Consider the following 26,746-nt stretch of genomic DNA (forward strand, 5'->3'; position numbering starts at 1 on the left):
GTCCGGCAGAATCTCTTCGTGTGGGACACCCGGCAGGCACGGTCATCTCGGCGCGCGAGTCCGAGGTGCTGGCGGCCGTCGGCGAGCACCTGAGCAACGCGGAGATCGCCGCGCGGCTGTTCATCTCGATCCGCACCGTCGAGAGCCACGTGTCCTCGCTGCTGCGCAAGCTGGGCGCCGAGGACCGCAGGGCCCTCACCGCGATCGCCGGCGAGCTCGCGGCCGTCCCGCCGCGGCCCGCGCCCGCCGCCCTCCCAGCCGCGCTCACGTCGTTCGTCGGCCGGTCCCGGGAACGCGCGGAGCTGGCGGCCGCGCTCGACGGGCAGCGGCTGGTCAGCGCCGTCGGTCCGGGCGGGGTGGGGAAGACGCGCCTCGCGCTCGCCGTCGCTGCCGACGTCAGCGACCGGTTCGCCGACGGCGTCTGGTACGTCGACCTCGTGCCGGTCACCGACGCCACGATGATCGCGCCCACGATCGCGGCCGCGCTCGGCCTCGGCGAGCAGCAGGGCCGCACGCGGCAGCAGACGGTGCTCGAGTGGGCGGCAGGCCGGCACGCGTTGTTCCTGCTGGACAACTGCGAGCACCTCCTCGACGGCGTCGCCGATCTCGTGGAGCGGCTGCTCGCCCACGGCCCCGGCGTCACCGTGCTGGCCACGAGCCGGGCCCGGCTGCTGCTGCCGTTCGAACGGGTCTTCCCGGTCGACGGCCTCTCCGTGGGCGACGGCTCGGACGGTGACGCGGTGGCGCTGTTCGAGGAGCGCGCCGCGGCCGCCGGCGTCACGCTCGGCGAGGACGAACGGCCCCGGATCGCCCGCGTGTGCCGCGGGCTCGACGGCGTGCCGCTAGCGATCGAGCTGGCGGCCGCCCGGCTGTCCGCGCTGGGCGTCGACGGGCTGGAGGCCGGGCTGGCCGACCGGCTGCAGCTGCTCACCGGCGCTCGCCGCGTCGACAGCCGGCACCGGTCGCTGCGCTCCACGCTCGACTGGAGCTACGCGCTGCTCGATCCGCAGGCCGGGGAGGTGCTGCGCCGGGTGGCGGTGTTCGCCCGGCCGTTCCGGGCCGAGAGCGCGGCCGAGGTGGCGGGGACGGGCGTGCGCGAGGTCGCCGCCCATCTGGCCTCGCTCGCCGACCACAGCCTCCTCGTGCCCGTCGCGGCGTCCGACGGCACGCGCTACCGGGCGCTGGAGACCGTTCGCCAGTACGGCGTCGAGCTGTTGGACGAGGCGGGCGAGCTCGCGGAGTGCCGTTCCCGGCACCTGAGCTGGGCCTGGCACGCGGCGGCCGGGCTGCTCGCCGACGAGGCGGTCGACACGCCCCGCTGGCGGGCCCGGTTCGACCGGCTCGCCGACGAGTTGCGGGCCGGCCTCGGCTGGGCCGTCGAGTCCGGTTCCAAGGACGCGTACGAGGGCAAGGTGCTGCTCGCCACGCTGTGCCACCGCCGCGGCATCGCCACCGAGGCGCAGTGGCGCTTCGAGCAGGCCGCCGAGCTGGCGCCCGACGACCGGCGCGCGGCGGAGTCCCTGCACCTCGCGGCGGGCGTGGCGGCCAACCGGCTGGGCGGCGACGACGCGATCCGGCTCCACCAGGACGCGGCCGACCTGTGCCTGCGCGCGGGTGACGCCTCGGGTGCCGCCCGGGAGCTCGCACGGGCGGCCGAGCTGTGGAACCGGGCGTCCGGCACCATCGCGGCCGGGCCGGACGAGCTGGCGCCCCGCGCACTGCTCGACGAGGCCTGGCGCCTCGCCGGCGAGGACCCAGTCACGCTGGCGCGCATCGCGGCAGCCGAGGCGTTCGCGGTGCCGGAGACCGAGGAGGCGAGCGCAGAGGTCGTCGACGCCGCCCTGGACGCCGCGCGCCGGTCCGGCGATCCGATGGCCGAGAGCACCGCGCTGGACCGGCTCACCACCATTCAGCTCTCCCGTGGTGAGGCCCGGGCCGCACTGGCGAGCGCGCTGCACCGCATCGAGCTGCTCATCCCGCAGGTGCTCGACCCGTGCGTGGGCTTCGAGCTGTCCGATGCGCACGTGATGGCCGTCGAGTCGGCGATCGCGGCGGGCGATCTCGCCGAGGCGCGTCGGCTCGCGGAGCGGATGCCCGACCTCCCGCTGCACCGCGAGGACGAGCACGTCGCGGTGGCCCGGCTGATCCAGGTGTGCGCGCTGGAGGGCGACTGGCAGCGCCTCCTCGCCGCGGGCGACCGGTTCCGCGAGGGCTGGGAGCGCGCCGGGAGCCCGCGCGTCCCCACGCTGCGGCGGGCCGCGCGGGCGATGGCCACGGTCCACGGCATGCGCGGCGACACGGCGGCCCACGACGAGTGGATGCGGATCTTCACCGCGCTGGTGCCGTACGTGCGCCAGACGCACGACCAGCACTCCAGCGCGTTCTTCGAGGCGCTCATGCTGCTGCACCTGGGCCGGGCGGGGGAGGCCGTGCAACGGCTGGAGATCCATCCGCGCGAGCTGCGGGCCTGGTACCAGAGCATCTGGCGTCCGTGGTACGCCGCGGCGTGGGCGGAGGCCGGTGTGCTCGCGGGGGAACCGGATGCGGCGGAGCGCATCGCATCGGTCCGGGCCACCACCGCGGAGAACGCCGTCACGGCCGCCCTCGTGCAGCGGGCCGCTGCGCTCGCCGCAGGCGACCGCGGCGGCATCCTCGCCTCCGCGGATGCGCTGGAGGCGGCCGGCTGCCGCTACCAGTGGGCCCGCAGCCTGCTCCTCGCAGGCGGCCCGGAACGGCAGCGGGGCGTGTCGGCGCTGGTCGCAATGGGCGCCGCGGTCGTCTGAGGGCACACGCACGGACCGCACGGACCGAGGAGTCCGTGATGGTTCCGTGGTCCGTACGGATGTCCCGCAGGTCCTGGCGGACGATCGTTCTCCGCATGCTGAACCAGCTCCACACCGCCGGTGACCTCGCCGCCGACCGCCGCCGCACCCTGCGCGCCGAGGCGGACGCCTACCGGCTCGCCCGCATCGCGCGGCGCGGGGGATCGGCCGGCCGCAACCGGCGCGCGCGCCACGGCTGGTTCCAGCTCTTCCGGCCGCGCGGGGCTCAGCCGGCAGGGAGGGCGCCCGCGTAGCGTTCGAGCAGGCGGCCCCACCGCATGGCGGTGTTCGGCGATCGAGGGGAAATGGTCGCCAATCGATCTCCAGCAGCGACCGTCCGCCCTTGGTCAACGCCGCCGGGGCGGTTCGTCTCGCGACGCTAAGGCATCTCGAAGAAGATCATGGGGTTGTCGCCGGGACCGCGGACCGGCGCCAACCCCAGCTCCTCGCGCAGCCCGGTGAGCGTCGCGTAGACGTCCCGGGCCTTCGCGCGGGAGGGGGTGAAGAACGGCGCGCCCCGCTCGTCCAGCCAGCGCACGACGACCTTCCCCTCGTGCAGCGGGAGCGTGGTGCGGAAGTGGTAGACGTCGTGCACGCTCACCGGGATCCCGGCCGGCACCCGCGGGAACAGGTGCTCGAGGTACCAGCGGGCGAACCGGCTGCTGTGCGCGGCGTCGACGAACAGGTAGCCGGTGTCGACCGGCACCCGGTCGAGGGTCTCCTGGATGTCGCCCTGCACGAACGTCCAGCGCCCGTCCGCGAGGTCCGCCGGCACGTTGCGCACGACGTTGTCGATGCGGTCGAAGCTGTGCAGCCGGCCCGACCCGTTGTCGCGCAGCGCGCTGAGGATCCAGGAGGTCGACCACCCGTGGAACGTCCCCAGCTCCACCACGACGGCAGGCCGCGTGGCCCGCAACAGCAGGTAGGTGATCTCCGCTTCGAGGTCGTCGAGCTGGGGGGTCATCCGCGCGCCCATCGACTCCGCGTACTCGCGCTGCTGCTTCCCCACCGCGGCGAGATCACCCGCGTGCTCCCGGTAGAGCGTGCGGACGTACGGCAGGTCGATCTGCTCCAACGGACGGCCTCCAGCGGTCGGGGCGGGCCCGGCCACTGTATCCGCCGGTCAGCGGCGTTCCGGGCCGGGCGACAGGGCGTCCCGGCCCGCTCGCTACACTGGGGCCACGCACCACCCGCCGCCTTAGCTCAGTCGGTTAGAGCGACGCACTCGTAATGCGTAGGTCTGGGGTTCGACTCCCCAAGGCGGCTCCACTTGCTCCTCGCCCGTAGGTCGGGAGCTGCTCGGGTGACGCCATTGGGTTGCCCGAGGTCGCATGGCGCGTCCTCGGAGAGCATTGCGACGACCCGTTGTGGGTGGCGGGCGACTGCGGACGGCGTCAGGGCAGCAGTGTGAACGCCGGGATGTGACGGGGGCGGACGGCGTGGAAGTGCCGGTGGTCAAGCGTTGCCACCTCGGAAACGCGGAGTCGTTCGGCGATGGCGACGACGGCGGCATCGGTCGTGCCTAGCGGAAAGTCTGCGTACGTGTCGACCAGTTCGGCCATGCGTTCGTAGTCGGGGATCTCGAGGTCGACGATGCTGATCGTCTGCAGGGCGATCGAGCGAAGGAAACGCGCTCTCGACCTTCGCTCCGCCGGCCCGGCCGAGTAGGTATCCGACCTCGGCCACTACAGGAGCCGGTACGAGGATCGGGCGGCCAGCCAGGTGCAGGCTCGTGAACAGGTCGGTGCAGGGACGGTTGTCCGTGTCGCTCCGGTCCGCTGCGGCCACGAGTGGACCGGTGTCGCAGACGATCACTCAGGAGCATCCGAAGCCGTCGGCGAGTAGATCGCCGTGATTGCGGCCGAGATCCGACCGCCCACTCTCGAACGATCCGAACCAGGCCGGGGGCCATTGGCCGGCGGGCCGGAGCTCGATCTGGCGCCGAACTTCGGCGAGGACGGCCGGCACCCGTTCGTCGGGCAGTTGCTCGACGAGTTGCTTCAGCTCATCGCGCTCAGCACTCACGCAGTCAGCGTACCTAGCAGCCGTAAGGCTCGGCGTCGAAGACGCGGATCAGCGTCGGTGGTCTGATGGAGCACCTTCGCTCAGAGTGATTCGGGTCACTTGCGTCGGGCAAGCGATCATGGAACTGTGCTCGGCTGGGTCCATGGATCTCGATCAAGTTCGAGCGGTCGTGGCCGCCTATCCCGCCTCTCGCCTCATCGAGGCCAACGGTGACCTGTTCGCCATCTACGACCCCGACGGCGACTACGAGCAGCGGCCACGGCAGGGCTGGGCCACCGTCGTCAGCTCCGATGTCAACGACACCGCGTCCGACCTCGGGCGGCCCGGGGTGTTCCGGCTCAACATCGGCCTGCCGAAGGCCCGTTTCGCGGGGCTGTTCGACGCCGAGGCCGTGCACGACACCACAGCTCTCGACGTCGTGATGCCGCACCCGGTGTACGCCGGCTATCACTGGGTCTGCGTGCTCAACCCGGACACGACGTGGCCCGAGGTCCACGAGCTCCTCGACGACGCCCATGCGTTCGCTGCACGCAAGCACGACAACGCCGAGAAGCGGCGCGGACAGCGGGCGTGAAGGCGATCGAGGGCCTGTAACGGCGCGCGGTCCCCGGCCGAGACGTGAGTTGCCCCCAGCCCTGTGCGGCGACGTGACAGCTCCCCCTGAGCCGGCCGCCGCTCTCCCAAGGAGTCCCGCGCGTGCCGCGTCCTGCTCGTGCCCTGGCCGTCTCCGGTGCCGTCGTCGTCGGCGTGCTCGCCGGCGGCACCGCCTACACGGCCTCCGCCGTGCAGTCCCCCGACGGGACGCGCGTCGGGCCCGCCACGGGCGTCGTGAGCCCGGGCGACGTCGCGGGCGTCCGCATGGCCGACTACATCGTCACCACCACACCGAACGCGACGCCGGCACCGCCCACGCCTCCGCGCCCGACCAGGCCGGCGGAGACCACCCGACCGGCTGCGCCCGTGGAACCGGCGCCGGCGACGGGCTGAGGCGGCTACGGTCGACGACCGGCGGGAGACACCAGGAGGAGCGGGAACATGACGCCGGACGACCTCGCGGCGGTTCTCGGCGGGATGCCGCACGCCACGGTCGACGAGCCGTTCGCCGAAGGCGTGCCGGTGTACAAGGTGGCCGGCAAGGTCTTCGCCATCTTCCAGCAGCACGGCTCGCCACCGGACGTCACGCTGAAGTGCGACCCGGAACGGGCTCGCCAGCTCCGGGAGCAGTACCGGTCGGTCGTCCCCGGCTACCACGTCAACAAGAGGCTGTGGAACACGATCAGCCTGGACGGTGACGTCCCCGACGACGATCTCCTCGATCTCGTGCACCACTCCTACGAGCAGGTCGTCGCCGGGCTGCCCGCACGCACACGCGCAACCCTCCGGTCGGGCCACAGCCCGGCCGATCGCCTAGACGATTGATTCCGTGAAGTTGGTGTTCAGTGGTCGTAGGCGGTGAGGTTGCCGTGACGGGCCCGTCGTCGCGCCGGTCCGGGAGCAACAGTCTGGCTGCTCTGTCTCCTCAGGCGTTGATCGCCAGTACTGGTGTCAGGGCGACATTTCTGACGCCCTGACACCACTTCTGGCGATCATGAGGGTGTCGTCGGCCGGTGCTGCGGTCGGGTGGGACGCAACCTGCTGTGGTCCCGTCCCCATGACCCCCACAACGCCCCGCCACACCCTGCTGATCATGGCCCCCGCAAGGCGAGTCGATCACAAGGTGAGTATCCGATACCCACGCTGGGCGGGGTGCAACGGCACCACCGCAGGATGAGTGGCACCCAGCAGGGGTCGGTGTCGTCGAAGACGGGCGTGCCAGCGTGTCGGGGACGGCTGTCACGGTGACCACGGGGTCCGGTAGCTGCGCCCACCCGACCACGCTGCCCGCGCGAAGGGGGCGGCCGAACCGGGGGAAACGCACGGGAGGCCCGGGCGAGGCGGGCGATGCAGTCCGCCACCGGCCGGGAACGGCGCGCCCACGAGAGCGTCTTGTGGTCATGTCGACGCCATGCGTTTCCGATCAAGGGTCCGGGACCCGTGGTGTCGACATGATCATGCGCGGAGGTGCGGACCGTGGAACGCGACGACCACCACCTCCCCGGGCACCTCCCCGGGCGCGGACCGGGTGGAACGACCCGACCCCGATTCGGTCAAGTTGGTGTTCAGTGGTTGCAGGCGGTGAGGCCGCGTGTGCCGGGCGCGCTCCTGGCCGATCGACACACCACCTTCAAGGAATCGATCATCTAGGGCCCCGGCTCCACGGCCACGGTTCACCCACCTCGCATGACGCCGCGAGGCATGCGCGTTCCGATCCTCGTCGAACCGGTGACGGGCGGAGCGAGGAGGGCCAGCGGTGAGCGAGGCGGGGTTGAGCGCGATGGGCCGGATTCCCACGATCGAAACCGGCGGTGGCGTGGTGTCGGCGTGGTGGGACGACGAGGGACGTTTCCACGTCCGTGTCGACATCGACGGGATCCCCGACTCCCGGCTGATCGACGATCAGGTGCCGCTGGACATCAGCGTCGGGGACCAGCAGGTGTTCCCGCCGGTCGACACCGACGACGACTGGGACGACGAGCTGTAGCGACTCGGCGGACGCGCTGGCCACCACGACAACAAGAGGCTGTGGGACACGATCGGCCTGGACGTTGACGTCCCCGACGACGATCTGCTCGATCTCGTACACCACTCCTACGAGCAGGTCGTCCGGTCAGCGGATCTCAGGCCGGCCTCCCCTCGGGTAGAGGTGGTGGTCGCCACTCCCACGGTTCCGGGATCGATACGGGTCCCGCACACGGGGACAGGACCGGACCGCCGCCCGTAGCGTCATCGGTTTGTCCAGGTCATGTGTGCGGGAGGCTTCGGTGGTACGTCCACGTCCAGCAGTCGGTTCCCCGGTCGGTCAGCGTGCGCAGCTCGTGTTCGACTTCGCGGACGGGAGCCGCGAGCAGGTCGACCTGCTCGGCGGAAAGGGCGCGAACCTCGCCGAGATGACGAAGCTCGGCCTGCCCGTCCCGCCGGGGTTCACGATCACCACCGAGGCCTGCCGGTACTACCTCGCGCAGGGCGAGGAGCCGCAGTCGCTGCGGGTGCAGGTCACGATGGCGCTGCGCAGGCTGGAGGACCAGCTGGGCCGCCGCCTCGGCGACGTGCAGGACCCGTTGCTGGTCTCGGTGCGCTCCGGCGCGAAGTTCTCCATGCCGGGGATGATGGAGACCGTCCTGAACGTGGGCCTGAACGACTACTCGGTCAAGGGGCTCGCCGACGCAGCGGGCGACGAGCGGTTCGCGTGGGACTCCTACCGCCGGCTCATCCAGATGTTCGGCCGGACGGTGCTGGGCATGCCGGGTGCCCTGTTCGAGGACGAGCTGGAGGCGGCGAAGAGGCGCACGGGCGCGCGCACCGACGTCGAGCTGCCCGCGGAGGAGCTCGCCGGGCTCGTCGAGTCGTTCAAGCAGGTCGTGGCCGCGCACTCCGGGCGGGAGTTCCCCCAGGACCCGCGGGAGCAGCTGGACATGGCGATGCGGGCGGTCTTCGACTCGTGGAACACCGAGCGGGCCCGGATCTACCGCAGGCGCGAGCGCATCCCGCACGACCTCGGCACCGCGGTGAACATCTGCGCGATGGTGTTCGGGAACCTGGGCGAGACGTCCGGCACCGGTGTCTGCTTCACTCGGGACCCGGCCACCGGCAAGCAGGGCGCCTACGGCGACTACCTGGGCAACGCGCAGGGCGAGGACGTCGTCGCCGGCATCCGCAACACGCTCACGCTCGAGGACTTCGCCCGGCTCGACCCGGCGTCGCACGCCGAGCTCACCCAGGTCATGCGGCGGCTGGAGACGCACTACCGCGATCTGTGCGACATCGAGTTCACGGTCGAGCGCGGCAAGCTGTGGATCCTGCAGACCCGCGTCGGCAAGCGGACGGCGGCCGCGGCGTTCCGCATCGCCACCCAGCTGATCGACGAGCGCCTGATCACCGAGGACGAGGCGCTGCACCGCGTCACCGGGGAGCAGCTCGGCCAGCTGCTCTTCCCGCAGTTCGACGTCGACGCCCAACGTGAGCTGCTCACCCGCGGCATGGCGGCCTCACCGGGTGCGGCCTCCGGGAAGCTGGTGTTCGACTCGGCCACGGCCGTCGAGTGGGCCGGGCGCGGCGAGGACGTGCTGCTGTGCCGGCGCGAGACCACCCCGGACGACCTGGCCGGCATGGTGGCGGCCGTCGGCGTGCTGACCAGCCGTGGGGGCAAGACCTCGCACGCCGCGGTCGTCGCCCGCGGCATGGGCCGCACCTGCGTGTGCGGCGCCGAGGAGCTCGACATCGACGTCGAAGCCCGCACCGTGCGGGTCGACGGCACCACGCTGACCGAGGGCGACGTCGTCTCGATCGACGGCTCGACCGGCGAGGTGTTCGCCGGCCGGCTGCCCGTCGTCGCGTCACCGGTCGTGAACTACCTGGAGCGTGGCCTCGACGCGGCGCTCGCCGAGGCCGAACCGGACACGGCCGAGCTCGTGCGTGCCGTCGACCGGCTGCTCCGCCACGCCGACCGCACTCGTCAACTCGGCGTGCGTGCCAACGCCGACACCGCGGACGACGCCACCCGCGCCAGGGACATGGGCGCCGAGGGCATCGGGCTGTGCCGCACCGAGCACATGTTCCTCGGCGAGCGGCGCGTGCTGATCGAACGGCTGGTGCTCGCCGAGGATTCCGCCGAGCGGGAGGCGGCGCTCGCGGAGCTGCTGCCGCTGCAGCGCGCCGACTTCATCGCGCTGCTCACCGAGATGGACCGCCTGCCCGTCACGATCCGGCTGCTCGACCCGCCGCTGCACGAGTTCCTGCCCGACCGCACCGAGCTGGCCGTCAAGGTCGCGGTGGCCGAGGCGCGTGGCAAGGCGGACCCGGAGGCCGAGCGGCTGCTCGTCGCGGTGGAGCGGCTCCGGGAGTCCAACCCGATGCTGGGTCTGCGCGGCGTGCGCCTCGGGCTGCTGGTCCCGGGCCTGTACGCGATGCAGGTGCGGGCGATCGCGGAGGCGACCGCGGAGCGGCGCAACGCGGGCGGCGCGCCGGTCGTCGAGATCATGGTGCCCCTGGTGGGCTCGGTCATGGAGCTGCACCTGATCCGCGACGAGATCGACCAGATCATCGCCGACATCGCCGAGAGGTCGGGCGCGCAGCTGGAGATCCCGATCGGCACGATGATCGAGCTGCCCCGCGCCGCGCTGACGGCACGGCGGGTCGCCGAGGCCGCCGAGTTCTTCTCGTTCGGCACCAACGACCTCACCCAGACCACCTGGGGCTTCTCCCGCGACGACGTCGAGGCGTCGATCTTCGCGACGTACCTGGAGAAGGGCGTGTTCACGGTGTCGCCGTTCGAGTCGCTCGACCGTGACGGCGTCGGCGCCCTGATCCGCACGGCCGTCGCGGCCGGCCGGGAGACCCGACCGACGATCAAGCTGGGCGTCTGCGGGGAGCACGGCGGGGACCCCGAGTCGGTGCACTTCTTCCACGACGCCGGACTCGACTACGTGTCCTGCTCGCCCTACCGGGTCCCGGTGGCCCGGCTCGAGGCAGGCCGTGCCGCGCTCGCGGCCGATACCGGGCTCTGAGGCAGCTATCCGAGGAGAGAACCGCTCGTCGTCAGGAGGTCCTGCGTGTCGAAGGGGTGGTCCTGCCAGATCCGGCGGGAACCCTCCTCCGGGTAGGGCTGCACCGACGGCTCGGCGTCGTACACGCGGGTGGAGCGGTCCGCCGGCGCATAGCCCGGCCAGCCGGGGTCGCCGGTGGCCGCGAAGCGGAGCCAGTCGGCGCGCATGACCCCCGACAGGTGCACCGCCTCGTCGGCGACGCCGGCACCGTACGCGGCGCGGAGGGCGTCGACGTCGATCGAGCCGAAGAGGAGCCGGACGTCCAGGCTGTGCGAGGCGCCGTCCGGCCCGGGGCCCCACCGGAGCTCGTACGTCCACGCCCGCCCGCCGCCCGCCTGCTGGGCGTCGGCGAGCTGGAGACTGGGCATCCGCATCAGCCAGTCCGCGTTGGCCAGCTCGTGCAGCAGGGCGGGGCCGGCCTCGGGGTATGCGGCGCGGTAGGCGGCACTGCCGCCCGGCACCAGCTTGTCGAGCGTGGCGGTCGCCTGAGCGTCGGTGATCTCGCCACCGCGCCGGGCCGCCATCGTCCGGTACTCGTCGCGCGTGTGCCCGACGAGCAGGTCGACGCCGCGACCGGCACCGTCGGCGAGGGCGGGCCAGGGCGCCCGGGGCAGGGTGTCGCCGTCGACCACGGGGGAGAACGGCGTGGGCGTCGTCGCCATCGGCCCCCATGTCCGGACCCGCCGCGGCAGTGAGCGGACGATGGCCTGGGTCACCCGCACCAGCTCGGACGACGGGATGCGGGCGAGACCGGCGGCGGTGGCCTCGGCACCGACGCTCGAGGCGATCGCCGCCGAGACATCCGCTGCGAGTCCTCTGGTGAAGAACGTGCCCGGCACGCTCTGCGCGATCGCCCGGCGGAAGAGACCAGCCGCCGCCGGCATGGCGAGCAGCGCGGCGATCGAGCCCGCACCCGCGGACTGGCCGAACACCGTGACGTTGCCGGGGTCGCCCCCGAACGCGGCGACGTTCTCCTGCACCCACCGCAGGGCGAGGATCTGGTCGAGGATCCCGCGGTTGTCCGGCGCGCCGGCGAGGTGCGCGAAGCCCTCCACACCCATGCGGTAGTTCAGGCTGACGACGACCACGCCACCCGCGGCCGGCATCGCGCCGTCGTGGTGCGGGTTGGCCGAGCTGCCGTGCAGGTACGCCCCGCCGTGGATCCACACCATCACCGGGAGACCGGCGGCTCCGGGGTCGGGGGTCCAGACGTTGACGGTCAGCCAGTCGTCGGATGCGTCGGGGGGCGACGACTGCTGCGGGACCGGCGGGCCGAACGTGGCCGCGTCGCGGATCCCGTCCCAGGGCAGAGCCGCAACCGGCTCCCGGAACCGCAGCGCGCCGACGGGGGGCTGGGCGTAGGGGATACCGCGAAAGGCAGCGATGGTGCCTTGCCGGGTTCCGCGGACGGTCCCCGCGACGGTACGGGCCTCGGGATCGATGCTCATGGCGTCATCGTCACATCGTGGTCGTTCCGTACCTCCACTGGAGTAGGCCCGATGACGCTCCGGAGCCGATGTGCCCACCGCCCGGGCAGGAGAGCGTGGGCTGATCGCAGCGTCGAGCGAGAAGCGAACGTGGAGGCCGAACCGTGTCGATTGCCCGCGGTTCCGGTCGTTTCCCGGTGAATCTCCCGACGCTCGTGCGGTTCATCGGGCCGTATTCGTCCCGTCGAGCAGTGCTCCGTTGTCGCTGCGACAGCAGCAGCGTGCAGCTCGCACCGATCTCGACGTGCCCCGGGTTCACGGCGGGCCGGCCCACGTGGCCCGCGCCTCGCGACAACCCGATCTGGGCGTCGACCAGACCAAGGATGACGGCGACCCCGGATGTCTGAAATCCGGCGGTGCCTGTCCAGATCCTGCCTTCTCCCGCTCCTTCTCCTGGTATAGCTTCGCTCTCAGCTCCACTCGGCGCGCGTTGCTGACTCGGTCGCAACGTGAGCCCGGAGAGCAAAGATCGACCTTCCGTTGCTCGACTCGGTCGCGACGGAGCAGCGCCGGTTTGTGGCGCGCGGTTCCCACATGTGCGATGTCGTTCGCACGGTGGATGTCCATTCCCCGCACGATGACGCCGGATCCCGGCTGTTGATGCTCCTCTCCCAGGAAGTTGGTCCGACATGTGGCACCGATCCGCTCACGACGGTGAGGCCTCGCGCCTCCCCGCGTGCGCTGGTGCCTCTGTTCGGTTGCGGCTGTCGCTGCGGGACCGGGTCCTGGGAGTGCTGCGGTGGACGCTGGGGCTGGCCGGCGCCGTCGTGGTGCTGTGGTTGGGGACGGCGTTCCTCGCTGCCGCACCGGCGGCGGCTGCGGTCACCGTTCCGGTGGTGGCCGCGCAGCAGGGCCTGATGAAGGGGGGTGTCATCAGGCCCGCAAGTGGTGGTGGCGACGACGGGGACTCCGATTCCGACTCGGGCAACTCGGACTCCTCCGACGATGACGGCGACGACGAGTCGGATGACGACTCCGAGAAGAAGTCCGACAAGAAAGAATCCTCCTCCGACGAGAAGAAGTCGGAGAAGAAGTCCGAGAAGAAGGACTCCGACGAGAAGAAGAAGTCCGACAAGGACGACTCCGACAAGAAGGACTCGGCCAAGGACGAGGACTCCCGTGACGACCGGGACCATGACGTCGAGAAGGAAGAGAAGGCCGAGAAGAAGGCGCAGCGCCAGCACGAGGACTCCGAGGAGAGCGCGGAACGCGCCGACCACGAGGAGGACGAGCGCGCCGACGCCGACCGCGATCGGAGCGACGGTCGGAGCGACGACTCCGAGTCCGGCGATCGCGACCGGAGCCGCGAGCCGTCGGAGGGCAGCAGCCCGGCCGACGCGGAGGACGCCGGCGATGCCGGGGCCAGCGGTGAGAAGGCGGACGAGGACGCGGCCGCAGAACGCGAGCCCGACGACGAGCAGAGTGCCGAGGCACGCGACGCGGACGATCGCGACGGTGCGGCTCGGGACGATGGGACCGCGGCGGCAGGCGGCTCGAGCACGCCGGAGAAGGCCGACGACGACGAGTCCGCGACGACGGAGCGTGACCAGGATGGCGACGACGCCGACGACCGCTCCCGGCACGCTCAGGCGGAGCGCGCGGACCGTCCGGACGACGCCGCCGAGCGGGACGCCGACGGGAGCGTCGAGGACGATGCGAGCGACGAGGACGGTGTGAGCCGGCTCGCGATGGCTTCGAACGACGACCAGGACGACCAGCGGGCCGAGGACGGGGAGTCCCTCGATGCCCTGCGGTCGACCGGCGACGCCGACGAGCGGGATGACGATCGCGACGATCGGGACCTGGCCGGGAAGGCGGTGCGGGCGGCGCTCGACGGCGACGATCGGGCGCGCGGCTCGACCGACTCCGAGGAAGATCGCGATCGCGAGGACACGAGTCAGGGGGCTCGGAACCTCGTACGCGACGCGCTCCGGTCGGCGGGCGATGAGGGCGACGTGTCCGACGCCGATGTGTCCGAGGACGACGTCGAGCGCATCGTCGACTCCGCGGCTGAGGAGCTCGATCTCGCCCTCGACCCGGACAGCGGCGCGGCCGAGCAGTTCAGCGGGACGCGGGATGGGTCCGATCACGACGAGCGGCTGTGCGAGGGCGAGGGGTGCGAAGGCTCGGGGACGGGGCAGCAGCAGGCCTCGTTGCTCAGCGCGAGCGATCCACCGGACGAGGACTCCGCTCGGAAGTCCGACGACGATGACGACGATGAGGACGCCGACGATGACGACTCGGCGGAGCGGACCGAGCAGGTGCTCGAGGACCGGATCGAGGTCGACAAGAGCAAGGACGAGCTGGAGCAGGAGAAGGAGAAGGTCTCCGCAGGCAAGGCGTCCCAGGCCGACTACGACGAGAAGGCCAAGGAGCACGCGGAGCTGGAGAAGCGGGCGGCGGAGCACCGGGCCGATGCGTCGGAGGACGACGTCGAGCTGGTCGACGAGGTCGTGGACGGCCACCGCGAGTTGAGCGAGCGCGAGAAGGAGCTCGCGGCCGAGGAGGCGCAGGTCGCGTCCGGTGCGGTCGACGAGGACACGCACGAGGAGAACGTCGCGGACTACGAGGAGCGGCGCGACGACGTCTACGAGGCCACCGACGAGTTGATGGACGCCACCGACCGGCACGTGTCGACGGTGTCCGAGGACGACCTGGATGGTGAGGGTTCGGCCGCGGGTTGTGACTCGGACGGTGCGTTCACCGGGTGCGGGTCGGCGAGCGAGTCGGCGGACGGGGAGAAGGACTCCGAGCGCCGGTTGTGCCTGTCGGGGGTGTCGTCGGGGTGTGGGGCGTCGTCGGAGTCGGGTGGTTCGAAGTCCGAGGCGTCGTGTGATGACTCGGGTTGTGGGAGTAGTGCGTCCAGTCGCGGCGCGGACGGTGGAGCGACGAGTGCGTCGGCGCGGTGCACCGGGGACTGCGGGCTGAGTACCCGCGCGGACCGACATGGGTCCGAGGCGTCCTGTGACACCGGGGGCGGGTCGTGCGACAGCCGCAGCAGGGGCTCCGGCGCCGACGAGCCCGATGTGCGGAAGGCCACCACGGTCGACGACGACAGCGGTCGGGTCGAGGGCGGCGGCGCGGCCGTCTGCGAGGGCAGCTGCCGCACGTCGAGCTCCGTCGACGTCGACGAGACGGTCGTCGCCGATGCGGAGGTCGACTGCGACGCGGGGTGCTCCGGGGCGGCCAGCACCACCGGCGACCACAGCGCGCCGACGAAGACGGTCGCGGCCACCAGTAGCAAGGCCGGGTGCACCGTCTCCGGCGGTGGGTGCTCCGCCCGCAGCGTGGCCGGCGACGCGGACGCGAAGGCGGCGGTCGAGGTCGACTGCGAGGCCGGTTGCGACGGCAAGGGCACCGCGGTCACGAGCGGGTCGGCGGGCGCGGAGCGCGCGAGCGACGGAGCGGCCAGCTGCGTGGCCCGCGGCGGGGAGTGCGAGGGCGCCAGCGAGACGCGCGTCGACGACGCCGGCGTGACCGATGGCGAGAAGTCGGCGTTCAGCACGGCGGCCGCGAGCGTGGACTGCGGCGGCACCCGGGGTTGCTCGGGCGAGGCCGGCGCGAAGACGGACGGGAAGGTGACGGGGGCCCCGGCGGTCGCGGGTGGCACGGCGCCGGTCCGGGAGACGAGCGCGGCGTCGACCTGCGCCGCGACGGACGGCGGCTGCGTGAGCAGCTCCTCCTCGCGCGTGGACGACGCGGCCGGGGCCACGCGCAAGGCATCGACCATCGCGGTGCGGGAGCTGGCTGCCAACAGCGCGGCCTCCGCGCGGGCCACGTGCGCCGCGGCGACCTGCACCGGCCGCGGGTGGAGCACGACCTCCGGCGCCGCTTCCGGGGACGTCGCCGGCGTGCGCAGCAGCACCGCCGGATCGTCGTGCACCGTGCACGGGGCCGGTGGAACCTGTTCGGGCGGGACCGACACGACGGTCGCCGACCGCGAGCCCGCCTCGGACCCCGCGGTCGCGACCGTGTCCGGCCCGGTGAGCGTGTCGAACGCGAGCGCCTCCGTGGAGTGCAGTGGCGGGATCGGCGAATGCGGTGGGACGTCGGCGTCGTCGACGAGCGCGCAGGACACCGGGGTGACCCCGCACGCGCGCGGTACGTCCGCCACGGCGGGGTGCACCGTGACCGGTGGCGGTTGCTCCGGTGGGACGAGCTCCGCGGCGTCCAGTGCCCCGGACTTCGTGGTGACCGACCCGGTGACCGGGCTGCCGGTGGCGGGCCAGCCGATGGCCGGGCCGTCCTCGACCTCGTCGTCGAGCGCGAGCGTGGTGTGCCCGGCGGGCACGACGTGCTCCGGTTCGGTGCGCACGAGCACGACGGCGTGGGACGGCGCGGTCGCGAACGGCACTCCGCGCACGTCCGAGGGCACCGCGTCCTGCGCGGGCGCGACCGGCGGCTGCGAGGTGCGTTCGGTCTCGTCCGCGTCCAGCGGCCCCGGTGCGGCGCTGGCGTTGGCCGGTGGCCCGCAGCAGGTGAACGCGGCCCGGCTGCCGGCCGGCCCGTCCGCGGCCTCGGCGGCGGGTGCGGCGATGACCTGCGCCGGCGAGATCGCCTGCACCGGGTCGGTGGCCAGCGCGGCGACGGCGACGGACCCGGTGGTCTCCCCGGATGCACGCGGCTCGCACTCCACGGGTTCCTGCGAGGGCGTGTCGGGTGGGGTGTGCCAGGCGGTGACCAACTCGGCTGCCTCGTCGGGTTCGGACGCGAACGTGATCGCGCCGCTGGTGGCGGAGCGGTCGACGGCGAACGCGACGGTCACATCGGGCACCACCGGGGAGCAGGCGCCTGCGGATCAGCCGCAGGATGGCGGCCCGGGCCAGGACCAGCCCGCGACCTTGCCGGCCCCGACCGCGCCCGGGTCGAGCGCGAACTCCGGCGGCACAACTGTGCCCGGCGCGTCCAGCTGGACGATGGCGTCCGCGACGCTGTCCTGCACCGGCGGGATCGCCTGCTCCGGCACGGCACGCACCTCGGCCGCCGGCAGCGACGGCCCGGCCACCGTGAATGGAGCGAACGGGGCCCGTGGCCCACCGGAGGGTGGATCGTCCACCACCAGCGCCACCTGCACCAGCGGCCAGTCCGGCTGCCGGGCGCAGACCAACTCCACCGCGGCGTCCGGCCAGGTCGTGGCCGACATCGTCGCCGAACAACAGAACAATGCAGCCGCACAGGCTGAGCAGCGGGCCCTCGAGGCCGAGCAGCTCGCCGCCCAGGCCGGGAAGATCGCCGCCCTGCCGGGCGCGACCGCAAACCTGATCAAGACTGCGGCAGACCTCGCAGCGGCAGCCACCGAGGCACGGCGCACCGCCACGCAGGCCGCCCTCGTCGCGGCGAAGCCGGTGACGCAGGCGCCCGCGACCTATGCGCAGTCAGGCGCCGAAGCGGTGTGCAGCGGACCGGGTTGCACCGCCGCCACGACAGCCGACACCTCTGGTACCCCCGGGACGTCCCACACGGACGGCATGTGCGTCGGAGGTTCCTCCGGATGTTCCGTCGCCAGCAACGCGACGGTGACCCAGGCCGGGAACGCCGGTACCGCCGCGGACGGCACACCGATCCCCGGCCGGGCAGCGACTGCGGAGACCACCTCGACCGCGCAGTGCGCTGACGAGAACTGCAGGGCCACCCTGCGCGGCGGTGCAGAGGTGACAGCCGCTGCCGGTGGTGCCCGCACACGCAGCACCGCCGCCGGTGACACCCGCTGCGACGGCCCGTGCATCGCGCAGATCCAGGCGGGCACCACCCTGACCACGAGCCCGCTGAACGCTCCCGACGACCAGCAGTTCGCCACGTCCTCCGCCTTCGCCGCGGCCACCTGTGAGAACGGCTCTGCCGACGGATGCGCGACCCGGGCAGGCTCGAACACCCGGGCCACCGGGTCGTCCACCGTGACCGCCACCGCTGACGCCTACTGCGTCACCACCGGCGCCTGCCGGGCAGGAACCGGCGGCACGATCGCACCAGATCTCGCCGACGTCATGGCAGGGTGCACCGGCACGGGCTGCACGACCCGTACCAGCGGCGACGCCACTGCGCCTGCCGTCGGCGGTACCAACACCGCCACCGCGCACTCGGCCTGCACTGCGAGCACCGACGGTGAGTGCGCGGGGACCAGCCGGGTCGCCGCCGCGCAGGACTACGCGCTGGCCGCTGCCGCCTGCGCCGCCACTCCCGGATCGGCCTGCGCGTTCGGCTACCGCGCCGAGAGCCATGCCGGTGCCGCCGATGCCGCCGCCGATGCCGTCGGGTACCAGGACGGAGCCGTCGGTGGCGGCCAGGTCATCACCTCCGCGCTCGCTCAGAGCGGCCCGGAGTGGGCGCAGTCCGCGGCGTCCTGCCAGGCGACCGAGGGCACCACCTGCAGCTACCGGTACGAGGCCACCAAGTCCGCGGCTGCGAGTGACGCCGCTACCGGCTCCTATGCCACCGCGCACGCCCACGGCTCCGACTCCGGCACCGTCGGTGGGGGCGCGGTCGTGGTCACCGCATCGGCCTCGGCCCAGGGCAACACCGCCCAGGCCACCGCCACCTGCGTCGGTGCTCCCAACTGCAGCTCCAGCTTCTACGCCGAGGCGCACGACTCCGCCGAGGCCTTCTTGCCGCCCACCGAGACCGAGTGGGGTGGTATCCAGTCGGCGCACCGAATGGGTGCGTGCTCGGGCAGCAACGGCGGTTGCGGGGTCACGGCGATCGCCGTCCCCGGCATGGCCGGCGGCGGCGAGAGCTACTGCTTCGGCGACTGCTCCCGGTTCGTCCAGGACGGCTCCACCGACTTCACCCCCACCGTCGCGCCCTACGGGGTGCAGGAGGACCCGACCGCGCAGCCCGGCACCGACAAGAACGGCAACCCGATCCCCCCGATGGGCGAGGAGGTCGTGGTCGCCGAGGGCAAGACGGTGTACGAGCACGTTCCCGTTCGCGACTACGACGGTGACCTCAAGCCGGGCGCCACCCGTCCCGACGCCGTCGGTGTCGAGGTCCGGGTCGAGGACCACGGGCAGGAGCAGAAGCGCACCTGCCCGACCACCCAGGTCTGCTCCGCGGGCGGCAGCGGCCCCCGTGCCGGCTACAACCCCAGCGCGCCGAAGGGCAGCCAGTTCGAGGTGTCCGTCCCGGTGTCGCCCGGCTCGTCGCAGCGCCACGCCGCCACCGGGGAGACGGGCGCCCGTCTCGGCCAGGACGCGGCCGGCAACACCCAGGCCACCACCTGGGGATCCGCCGGGTCGGTCACCGACGGCCGCACCGGTGTCCGGCTGTCCTACAACCAGGACGCGCCCAATACGCTCCGTATCATCGACCGGCCTCGGCTGCCGTTCGAGGGCACCATCAAGGGCCAGGTCACCGACTTCCGCGGGCCGGTGGTCGACCTTCCGCCTGCGATCGCTGCCACCGCTCCCGCCGGTCCCCGCTTCGACGAGCTCACCACCTCCGGAACCTGGGTCAAGCTGTCGGGCAACGGTGCCGGCCAGGCCCTGATCTCCTTCGACAAGGGCAACTTCACCTCCGCCGAGGGGGACATCCTCACCCACGGCGACGGCCGCATCGCGATCGCCACTCGCGACGCCACCGGCTACAACGGCTCCGTCACGATCAACGGCACCGGCACGTTCACCTCGGCCGAGGGCGGCGGGCTGGCCTGCTGGAACTGCGAGCAGGGCGTCTCCTACCTCCCCACAGAACCTGGCGTCGGCGGCGTCAACACCTGCCGCGTCAGCACGGGTGGCTCGTCATGCACCGGCACCGGTCCGGCCTACAACGGCGGGCAGGACATCCAGGTCGCCACCGTGGAGCACGGCAAGACCGGCGCGGCGGAGTTCGTCCAGTACATGCGCAACGCCGACGGCAGCGGCGGCGGTGCCGCCATGTTCGTCAGCGGCGCGGGCCACGCCAGGGGCACCGAGGTCAACGGCGGCTGGATCGAGACCCTCGACAAGCCCGGCAAGCGCGGCGCCTCGCTGCTCTACGCCGTCCGCGACGCCGACGGCACCTACTACAACCGCGGCCAGTCCTGCTCGGCCACCGAGGCCTGTGCCGGTTCCGACCCGCTCGACCGTCGCCTTCGGTGGATCGACCCCACCCCGGAGGTCACCGAGGCCCTCGGCATGACGGCGCCCGGTGACCCGGAAACCGGATCGGGCCTGCTGCGCGACCGCGGCACCGCCGTGTTCGCCTACACCCGCGACCAGAGCCACCTGAGGTGGATGGCCGAGACCGGCAACGACCGCCTCGGTCCGGTGGCCGACAAGATCCGCGCAGCGATGGCCGACGGCCTGAGCCTCGCGGAGGTCCACGACCTCGCCGGCGAGGTCGACAAGCTCCCCGCGCACACCATGGACCGTGCGCTGGGCACCGATGCCGCCCTCGACACCGTTCTCGCGGTCAACGGCACCCGTCCCCAGACGATCGAGAGCATCGAGCGGCAGCTGGCTGAACAGCCCGAGCTGGTCGCGACCTTGAACCCCGAGTACACCTACGACCCCGACGTCGACCCGTCGAACGGCCAGATCGAGACCGCACGGAACAACCTTCTCAAGCGCCAGGACGACGCGGCACGAGCGCAGCAGAAGCTCGAGCAGGTCCAACCACAGCGAGACGCACTCGATGCGCGGGCCCAGACGAACGCGCAGGCCTACCAGGATTACCTGGATGGCAAGCGCACCGACTTCGATGCGATCGAGGCCGAGGCCGAGGCCATCGATGCGGGCTACGACGCACTCGCCGCGCAGGAGCAGCCGATCCGTGACGAGATTGCCGCGGCGCTGGACGGTTTGCGCGCATACGACGCCGCGGCTGCGGCCGCCGCCGGACAGGATGATTACGCTTCCGCGATCACGGGTGCGGACCGCAACCTCGATGCGTTGCGGGGGCTCGACAACGCACTGCGCGAGCTCAAGCCGCAGCTGAGCACCGACCAGGACTACGCGGACGCCCAGACGGTGCTCGGCTTCGCCGACGGGGTGGCGGCGGGCTACGACGCCTCGATCGAGGCTCCGCGCACCCCCCGCAACCGGCTTCACGACATGAGGCTGCCCTCGACCGGGTCGTACGACCTGGCACTCGGTCTGCGGGCCGCTGCCGGCTGGGACTACTTCACGGGACTCCGCGACGATCCGAACACGCCGCTCGTCGGCCCGGGCGGGCGCGATCTCACCGACGACGAGCTGAGCAACCTCGCCGCCACGTGGATTCCGATGAACGACCGGGAGCTCGCCGGTGCCGCAGGGTTCAGCGGTCGCACGCCGGCACGCGTCGTCGCCGGCTACGCTGCCACCCCTCAGGCGATGCAGGATGCGATAGCGCTCGTCGCCGGCCCGGCCGGCGACCCCCAGCGGCCCGGGCGGATCGAGGACTTCTTCAGCCGCGCCAACGTCGTCAACGGCAGCTACCCCGAGCTGGCCGCGAGCCTACCGGCCCGGGAACGGGACAAGCTGGATGCTTTCGCCGAGGACGTCGACCCGAAGAGTGTTCTCGGGTTCTTCGACTTCGCCTTCGACGGCTCTCAGCAGATGACGGCTGCGGCGGTACGCAGCTACGACCGCGCGTTCGGTTTCGGTACCGACAACAGCTGGCGAAACACCGGGCGCACACTCGTCGGGCTGGGCTCAGCGGTGCTCGGCGCGCCAGGAATCGCAGCGGGCGGAATCGTCGACGCGACGAACAGCATCCGCGAGATCACGACCGGCGAGGTCGCCTCGCCACGCCGGCCGGGGGAACGCTGGGCCGACTACTACGCGCGCAACCATCCGCTGGTCGGCGGCGGAATGGTCGTTCCCGTGGCAAACACGGTCGACCGGGCCAACAATGGAATGCTACTGTCGGCGTACGTCGAGGATCCCCTCGGCACGTTCCTGAACGACGCGGCTATTCCGGCGATCGCACTGGGTGGGGCAAAGGGATTCGCCGACCGCTCGGCGAGTGCCGCAGCGACGAGGGCGGCCACGGGGTTCACCCCGGAGACGTTCTTGCCGCGTAGCTCGGTGCTCGCACAGCGCTCCGGCCTGCCCGCGGCGTTCCGGGTCGTCGGGCTCGGTGTGCGTGCCGTGTCGGCGGCAGCCTCCCGAGGCCTCGAGGCCGTGGGTCGGCGCCCGGGAACGATTGTCGGCCGGTACGGACACGGCAAGGCGCGGTCCGAGGGATTCGGGGCGCAGCAGATCGGCCCGTCGGGGTCGCGAGGTGACCAACCCGCGGTAGTGGCGCCGTCCGTTTCGACCCTGCCGGAGAGCGTGGCGGGCCGCCAACGCGTCGACGGCGCGGGCGACACCGGGGGACATCGCGCCGATTCGATGTTCGACCAGCTGGTGGCGGAGAACGACGCGATTCGGGCGGCGCCGTACACCGAGGGTGCAAACCGATCGATCAGGAACAAGTGGCCGAACCGCACCATCACCACCGGCCGCGCCAGTGGTGTGGTGAACGGTCGGCCGTTCGACCGAAGGATCGCCGTCACGAGCGGTGAGGAGCGCCTGTTGAAGGGCACCGGTGGCGAAGATCTGAGTGTGCTGCCGGCGAACGGGCACCTCATCTTCAAGACCCGTGAGTTCGACGGCGCGCCCCGCAAGTTCGACTCTGAGCCGAAGGCTTTCGAGGAGCTGGCCCGGGAGATACTGAAAGTCGCTTCGGGGCGCAGTAGGCAGGCCGTCGAGAATGCAATCGTGGACGCGATCGAGCGAGCTCCAAAAACCAGGAACGGCTATCCCGAGGACGTCATCGGGGATGGCTATCCCGAGGACGCCAAGGCGGTCATCGAGGACGCCGCGGCGCGGCTTGGCGTCGATCTCGATGGCATCGACATCACGGTGGACCTCGTCATCGACTACCCGAGGGGTCGTCGTGAAAAGACTCCGGACGATCAGATCTGCGGGTCGTGTCAACCCTTGCTGAACGCCTTTCGGCAGGCATTCCGCGGTAAGGTGGCCATCAGGGCGAGGAACCCGGACGGCGAAACGTTGTGGGAGGATTGATCTCTGATGGAACGGGGCGCGACGGACGCGGTGGGCCGGGTGCGAGAGATCTTCGCGACCGTGGTGGCCGAGGGGTTCCGCGCGGAGGTCGTGCAGGGCGCGTCGGACGAGGAGATCGACCACATGGCGATGACGCAGGGTGTGTCCGCAGTGCCCGCCTCCTTGAGGGAGGTTCTGCGACTCCTCGGTCGGAAGCCCACCGTGTGGTTCTCCGGATCGACGTTCGGCGTCCACGTCGACGCCGCAGTGAAACAGGACGCATTGGACTGTTTCGACGAGGCCGACGAGCACAGCATGCGGGACCCCCGCAACATCCTCGCCGTCGTCGACGCCGCCGGCTCCTCATACGTGGTGGTGGACGGCGCGGACCTGGAACGTCCTGATCCACCACTATGGGTGCTCACCGAGGCCGGTGACGTGCGGAAGCGCTGGGGGTCCGTCACGGAGTGGTTCGCGAACGTCGCAGACGGAGTTCTGGAACGCAAAGCCATGCTGGCCTCACGGCGGGCGGAAGGTATCACCGATCCCGTTCGGGACGCCTACTTCGTGTGGTCCTGAGGCGCGTCGCACTCCGCGAGCCGGGCCCGGATCTCGGCGGTGCTGAACTCCTCGTCCACGGTGATGTCCGTGCCGAGGCGCGAGAGGATGTCCAGCGCGGACCGCCAGTGGCGGCGTGCCTCCTCCCGCCGGCCGAGGGCGTGGTGGGCGCGGGCGAGGCCGTCGTGGGAACGGGCCTGGTCGATGGGTTGTCCGAGGTCGGTGGCGAGCTCGAGGGCCCTGCCGTGGCGGGCCAGTGCCTGCTCGACCCGCCCTGCGGCGGTGTCGAGGCGTCCCATCCCGTCCAAGGCCTCGAACACGCCGTTGTCGTTGCTCAGCCGTTCGGCCAGGCGGAGGCCCTCCAGGTAGGTGTCCTCGGCCGGCCCGTGGCGGCCCAGCACCCGGTGGACCCATGCCTGACCGAGCAGGCCGTGGAGTTCGCCGAGGGAGTTGCCGATCTCGCGGGCGAGCGAGTGCGCCTGCCCGAAGAAGCGGGCCGCCCGCTCGTACCTGGTGCCGGGGTCGGATCTGTCGGCCGTGGCAGGTTGCGTCAGATGCAGCCAGCCGAGGCGGTAGAGGGCATCCCCCACTCCGCTTCGGTGCGCGATCCGCCGACCGATCTCGAGCGCCCGACCGACGTGCTCGATGGCGGCGTCGTGGCTGTCCTGCAGGCTCAGGAGGAAACCGAGGCCGAGCAGCGCGTCCACCTCGGCCCGGTGGTTGCCGACGGAGCGTGCGATCCCCAGCGCACCTCGGTAGTGATCGGTGGCCAGGATGGTCCGGCCCTGCCGGCGGTTGACGTGGCCCAGGCTGGTGAGCACGTCCGCCTCGCCGGTCGCGTCGCTCGTGCGGCGAGCGACGGTCAGCGCTCGCTCGTGCAGCAGCTCCGCCTCGGCGTAGCGGTCCCGCGTGCGCAGATGTCGATCCAGCGTCGTCGACAGGTGCACGGTGTGGTTGCGCGGGCAGAACTCGGCGGCATACCGGGCGGCGGTGAGCAGGTTGGGCAGCTCGAGGTCGAGCCACGCGGCGGCTGCACCCGGATCGCGGAAGTCGGGTGTGGGGGTGGCGGTCGCGGGCGTCGGCGGGCGTCGTTCCCGCTCGTAGGGGTACAGCACGTCCATCGCCACCGACGCGGTGTGGCTGTAGTAGGCGAACATCCGGCCGAACGCGGCCGCCCGATCCGGTTCCTCGCGTTCCGCCGCCGCCGAGGCGTGGGAGCGGACCAGGTCGTGGAATGCGTACCTGCCGGGCACCAGCTCCTGCAACAGGCTCACGTCGATCAGGTCGTCGAGCAGCTGCGCGGCGCGGCCCACCGTGGCGTCGATCAGCGCCGCAGCCACGTAGAGGTCGAAGCTGGATTCCGGGAGCGGGCCGCACACGCGGTACGCGCGCTGCAGCTCGGGGCTGAGCTGCCGATACGACATGTCCAGTGCCGCGGTGACGCTGCGCTCCCCCAGCTCCAGCTCGCCGAGCCGTTCCTGCCGATCACGCAGCCCCTCCAGCAGGTGCCCCACCGCCCACGCCGGACGCGACCGCAGCCGAGCGGCCGCGATCCGCAGGGCCAGTGGCAGCCGCCCACACAGCTCGACGACATCGTCGACCCCCGCGTCGGCGTCGACCCCCGCGGATCGTGCGAACAGCGCAACCGCATCCGGATGCGACAGCACATCCAGCGAGACCGTCAGCGTGTGATCCAGCTCGATCAGCCGGCTTCTGCTGGTCACCATGGCCAGCGATCCGGGGGTGCCTGGCAGTAGCGGGCGCACCTGTGCCTCGCCGGCCGCGTTGTCCAGCAGGACCAACATCTTCCGATCGGCCAACCGGCTGCGGTACAGCGCGGCCCGGTCCTCCGTGTGCGCCGGGATCTGCTCCCCCGGCACTCCCAGCGCCCGCAACAGCCGGTCCAGGGCCTCCGCCGGCTGTACCGGATCGACGCCCGGCGTGTAGCCGTGCAGGTTCAGGAAGAGCTGCCCGTCCGGGTACTCGCCCGACAACCGATGGGCAGCGTGCAGCGCCAGGGCGGTCTTCCCGATCCCGGCCATCCCGTCGATCGTCGCGATCACCACCGTGCTCATGTCATGAGCCCGTTCCAGTGCGGTCAGCTCCGGCGAACGGCCGGTGAACAACGGGGGCGCTGCCGGCAGTTGCCGCAGCACGGCCATCCGGGCCTGCTCCGCCGGCTCGCCGGATGCCGGAGCCGGCGAACGTGGTCGGTTCGGCTCCGCCGGTTGTGCATGTGCTGCTGCGGCAAGCTCCTCCACCTGGGCGGGCCCCAGGTTCAACGCCTCGACCAGCCGGCGGAGCGTGACGCCGTGGGGCCGGGTTGCGGCGCCCGTCTCCAGGCGGCGGACCGTGCGCACGCTCAGCCCCGCCCGCTCGGCGAGCTGCTCCTGGGTCAGCAGCGCCTGCGCCCGCCAGGCCTGCAGCAGTGCTCCCGCGCCACCACCGCCGTCCGGCGGGGGAGAAGAGCTCGTTGCCACCCCAACCCCAAACTCCCGGCCGAGCCTCCAGACCGTGATGTGTCGTCCACCATATCTCTGCGTGCAGGTCGGTGATCCATGCCGCTCGCCGCGGTTTTGAACCGACCGTTCCAGAACGTGTTACGGTACCCCGGTGCCCCGCCCCCGGACCTTCGACGAGGACCGTGCCGTCGACGCCGCGATGCGCACGTTCTGGGCCAACGGCTACGAGGCCACCACCACGGAGGACCTCTGCGCCGCCACCGGCCTGGGCCGCAGCAGCATCTACAACACGTTCACGAGCAAGCACGAGCTGTTCCGCCGGGCGCTGCTGCACTACGTGGAGATGATGAACGCGAACCAGCTGGGCATCCTCGAGGACGTGGAGCGGTCGCCCGCCGAGCGGCTGCGGGCGTTGTTCGCCGCCGTGATCGACGGTGAGATGGCGACGCGGCGGGACGGTCGCAGCATCGGCTGCCTCACCGTCAACACCACGGTCGAGCTCGCCGGGCGGGACCCCGCGGCCGCCGAGATCCTCGACCGCGACGTCGAGTGGCGGGCCGCCGCGCTGCGCGTCGTCATCGACGCCGGTCAGCGGGCCGGCCAGATCACGTCGGCACGGGATCCGGGCGCGTTGGCGCGCTACCTGAACGCGGTGATCGGGGGCATGCGCGTGGCCGGGCAGGGCGGCGCGGACCGGGCCGCCCTGCGGTCCATCGCCGACACCGCGCTGGACGCGCTGATCGGCTGACCCGAACCCGTTCGTGGTGGGGCGGAGGCGTGCCCAAGTTATGGATAGATCAGTAC

18 protein-coding genes and 1 tRNA gene are annotated in these 26,746 nt (G+C 72.0%); 11 read left to right on the plus strand and 8 right to left on the minus strand.

The features are described 5' to 3' along the window. Nucleotides 1–20: 20 nt before the first annotated feature. On the plus strand, nt 21–2,783 hold the full coding sequence (locus tag ACU436_RS26015) for an ATP-binding protein (RefSeq protein WP_459029554.1): 2,763 nt from the start codon (nt 21–23) through the stop codon (nt 2,781–2,783). 95 nt (nt 2,784–2,878) lie between these two features. Continuing rightward, nucleotides 2,879–3,076, plus strand: a complete 198-nt coding sequence (locus ACU436_RS26020; protein WP_459029555.1) for a hypothetical protein — start codon at nt 2,879–2,881, stop codon at nt 3,074–3,076. A 125-nt stretch (nt 3,077–3,201) separates the two neighbouring features. Here ACU436_RS26020 and ACU436_RS26025 read toward each other — a convergent pair whose 3' ends face one another. Continuing rightward, nucleotides 3,202–3,897 carry a class I SAM-dependent methyltransferase gene (locus tag ACU436_RS26025; protein WP_459029556.1) on the minus strand — a complete coding sequence of 232 codons (696 nt, stop codon included), beginning with the start codon at nt 3,895–3,897 and terminating at the stop codon, nt 3,202–3,204. A 117-nt stretch (nt 3,898–4,014) separates the two neighbouring features. On the opposite strand from ACU436_RS26025, the gene ACU436_RS26030 reads away from it, so the two are divergent. Further along, nucleotides 4,015–4,091, plus strand: a tRNA-Thr gene (locus ACU436_RS26030). A 125-nt stretch (nt 4,092–4,216) separates the two neighbouring features. Here the strand turns inward: ACU436_RS26030 and ACU436_RS26035 are convergent. Beyond that, nucleotides 4,217–4,438: a twitching motility protein PilT gene (locus tag ACU436_RS26035; RefSeq protein ID WP_459029646.1), complete on the minus strand. Its 222-nt coding sequence runs from the start codon at nt 4,436–4,438 to the stop codon at nt 4,217–4,219. Nucleotides 4,439–4,637: 199 nt separating this feature from the next. After that, nucleotides 4,638–4,847 (minus strand): hypothetical protein, encoded by a 210-nt coding sequence (locus ACU436_RS26040; RefSeq protein WP_459029557.1) that lies wholly within the window; start codon nt 4,845–4,847, stop codon nt 4,638–4,640. A gap of 142 nt (nt 4,848–4,989) precedes the next feature. Between ACU436_RS26040 and ACU436_RS26045 the strand changes: the two genes are divergently transcribed. The 5 genes from ACU436_RS26045 to ppdK all read left to right on the plus strand — a co-directional run bounded on the left by ACU436_RS26045 (nt 4,990) and on the right by ppdK (nt 10,450). After that, nucleotides 4,990–5,421, plus strand: a complete 432-nt coding sequence (locus ACU436_RS26045) for a DUF6194 family protein (RefSeq protein ID WP_459029558.1) — start codon at nt 4,990–4,992, stop codon at nt 5,419–5,421. Nucleotides 5,422–5,543: 122 nt separating this feature from the next. Continuing rightward, nucleotides 5,544–5,834 (plus strand): hypothetical protein, encoded by a 291-nt coding sequence (locus tag ACU436_RS26050; protein WP_459029559.1) that lies wholly within the window; start codon nt 5,544–5,546, stop codon nt 5,832–5,834. 48 nt (nt 5,835–5,882) lie between these two features. After that, nucleotides 5,883–6,266, plus strand: coding sequence for an MmcQ/YjbR family DNA-binding protein (locus ACU436_RS26055; protein ID WP_459029560.1), 384 nt, complete (start codon nt 5,883–5,885; stop codon nt 6,264–6,266). A gap of 931 nt (nt 6,267–7,197) precedes the next feature. Continuing rightward, a complete protein-coding gene (locus tag ACU436_RS26060) occupies nt 7,198–7,428 on the plus strand; it encodes a hypothetical protein (protein WP_459029561.1) in 231 nt (76 codons plus the stop codon). A gap of 334 nt (nt 7,429–7,762) precedes the next feature. Continuing rightward, nucleotides 7,763–10,450, plus strand: coding sequence for a pyruvate, phosphate dikinase (gene ppdK / locus ACU436_RS26065; protein ID WP_459029562.1), 2,688 nt, complete (start codon nt 7,763–7,765; stop codon nt 10,448–10,450). A 5-nt stretch (nt 10,451–10,455) separates the two neighbouring features. On the opposite strand, the gene ACU436_RS26070 is transcribed toward ppdK, so the two are convergent. The 4 genes from ACU436_RS26070 to ACU436_RS26085 all read right to left on the minus strand — a co-directional run bounded on the left by ACU436_RS26070 (nt 10,456) and on the right by ACU436_RS26085 (nt 17,119). After that, nucleotides 10,456–11,937, minus strand: a complete 1,482-nt coding sequence (locus ACU436_RS26070) for a carboxylesterase/lipase family protein (RefSeq protein ID WP_459029563.1) — start codon at nt 11,935–11,937, stop codon at nt 10,456–10,458. A 449-nt stretch (nt 11,938–12,386) separates the two neighbouring features. Next, nucleotides 12,387–14,606: a hypothetical protein gene (locus ACU436_RS26075; protein WP_459029564.1), complete on the minus strand. Its 2,220-nt coding sequence runs from the start codon at nt 14,604–14,606 to the stop codon at nt 12,387–12,389. Continuing rightward, nucleotides 14,564–16,741 (minus strand): hypothetical protein, encoded by a 2,178-nt coding sequence (locus tag ACU436_RS26080; protein ID WP_459029565.1) that lies wholly within the window; start codon nt 16,739–16,741, stop codon nt 14,564–14,566. Before ACU436_RS26080 ends, ACU436_RS26075 begins: the two co-directional genes overlap by 43 nt. A 33-nt stretch (nt 16,742–16,774) precedes the next feature. Beyond that, nucleotides 16,775–17,119 carry a hypothetical protein gene (locus tag ACU436_RS26085; RefSeq protein ID WP_459029566.1) on the minus strand — a complete coding sequence of 115 codons (345 nt, stop codon included), beginning with the start codon at nt 17,117–17,119 and terminating at the stop codon, nt 16,775–16,777. Here ACU436_RS26085 and ACU436_RS26090 point away from each other — a divergent pair. Further along, nucleotides 17,109–22,943, plus strand: a complete 5,835-nt coding sequence (locus ACU436_RS26090) for a hypothetical protein (RefSeq protein ID WP_459029567.1) — start codon at nt 17,109–17,111, stop codon at nt 22,941–22,943. The genes ACU436_RS26085 and ACU436_RS26090 overlap by 11 nt on opposite strands. A gap of 60 nt (nt 22,944–23,003) precedes the next feature. Further along, a complete protein-coding gene (locus ACU436_RS26095; protein WP_459029568.1) occupies nt 23,004–23,501 on the plus strand; it encodes a hypothetical protein in 498 nt (165 codons plus the stop codon). On the opposite strand, the gene ACU436_RS26100 is transcribed toward ACU436_RS26095, so the two are convergent. Beyond that, entirely contained in the window at nt 23,483–25,960 is a 2,478-nt protein-coding gene (locus ACU436_RS26100) for an ATP-binding protein (RefSeq protein ID WP_459029569.1), read from the minus strand. The two genes, ACU436_RS26095 and ACU436_RS26100, sit on opposite strands and share 19 nt — an antisense overlap. Nucleotides 25,961–26,093: 133 nt before the next feature. Between ACU436_RS26100 and ACU436_RS26105 the strand changes: the two genes are divergently transcribed. Beyond that, nucleotides 26,094–26,690, plus strand: coding sequence for a TetR/AcrR family transcriptional regulator (locus tag ACU436_RS26105; protein ID WP_459029570.1), 597 nt, complete (start codon nt 26,094–26,096; stop codon nt 26,688–26,690). Nucleotides 26,691–26,746 lie beyond the last annotated feature (56 nt).

The organism is Pseudonocardia wallangbongensis (assembly GCF_054486945.1).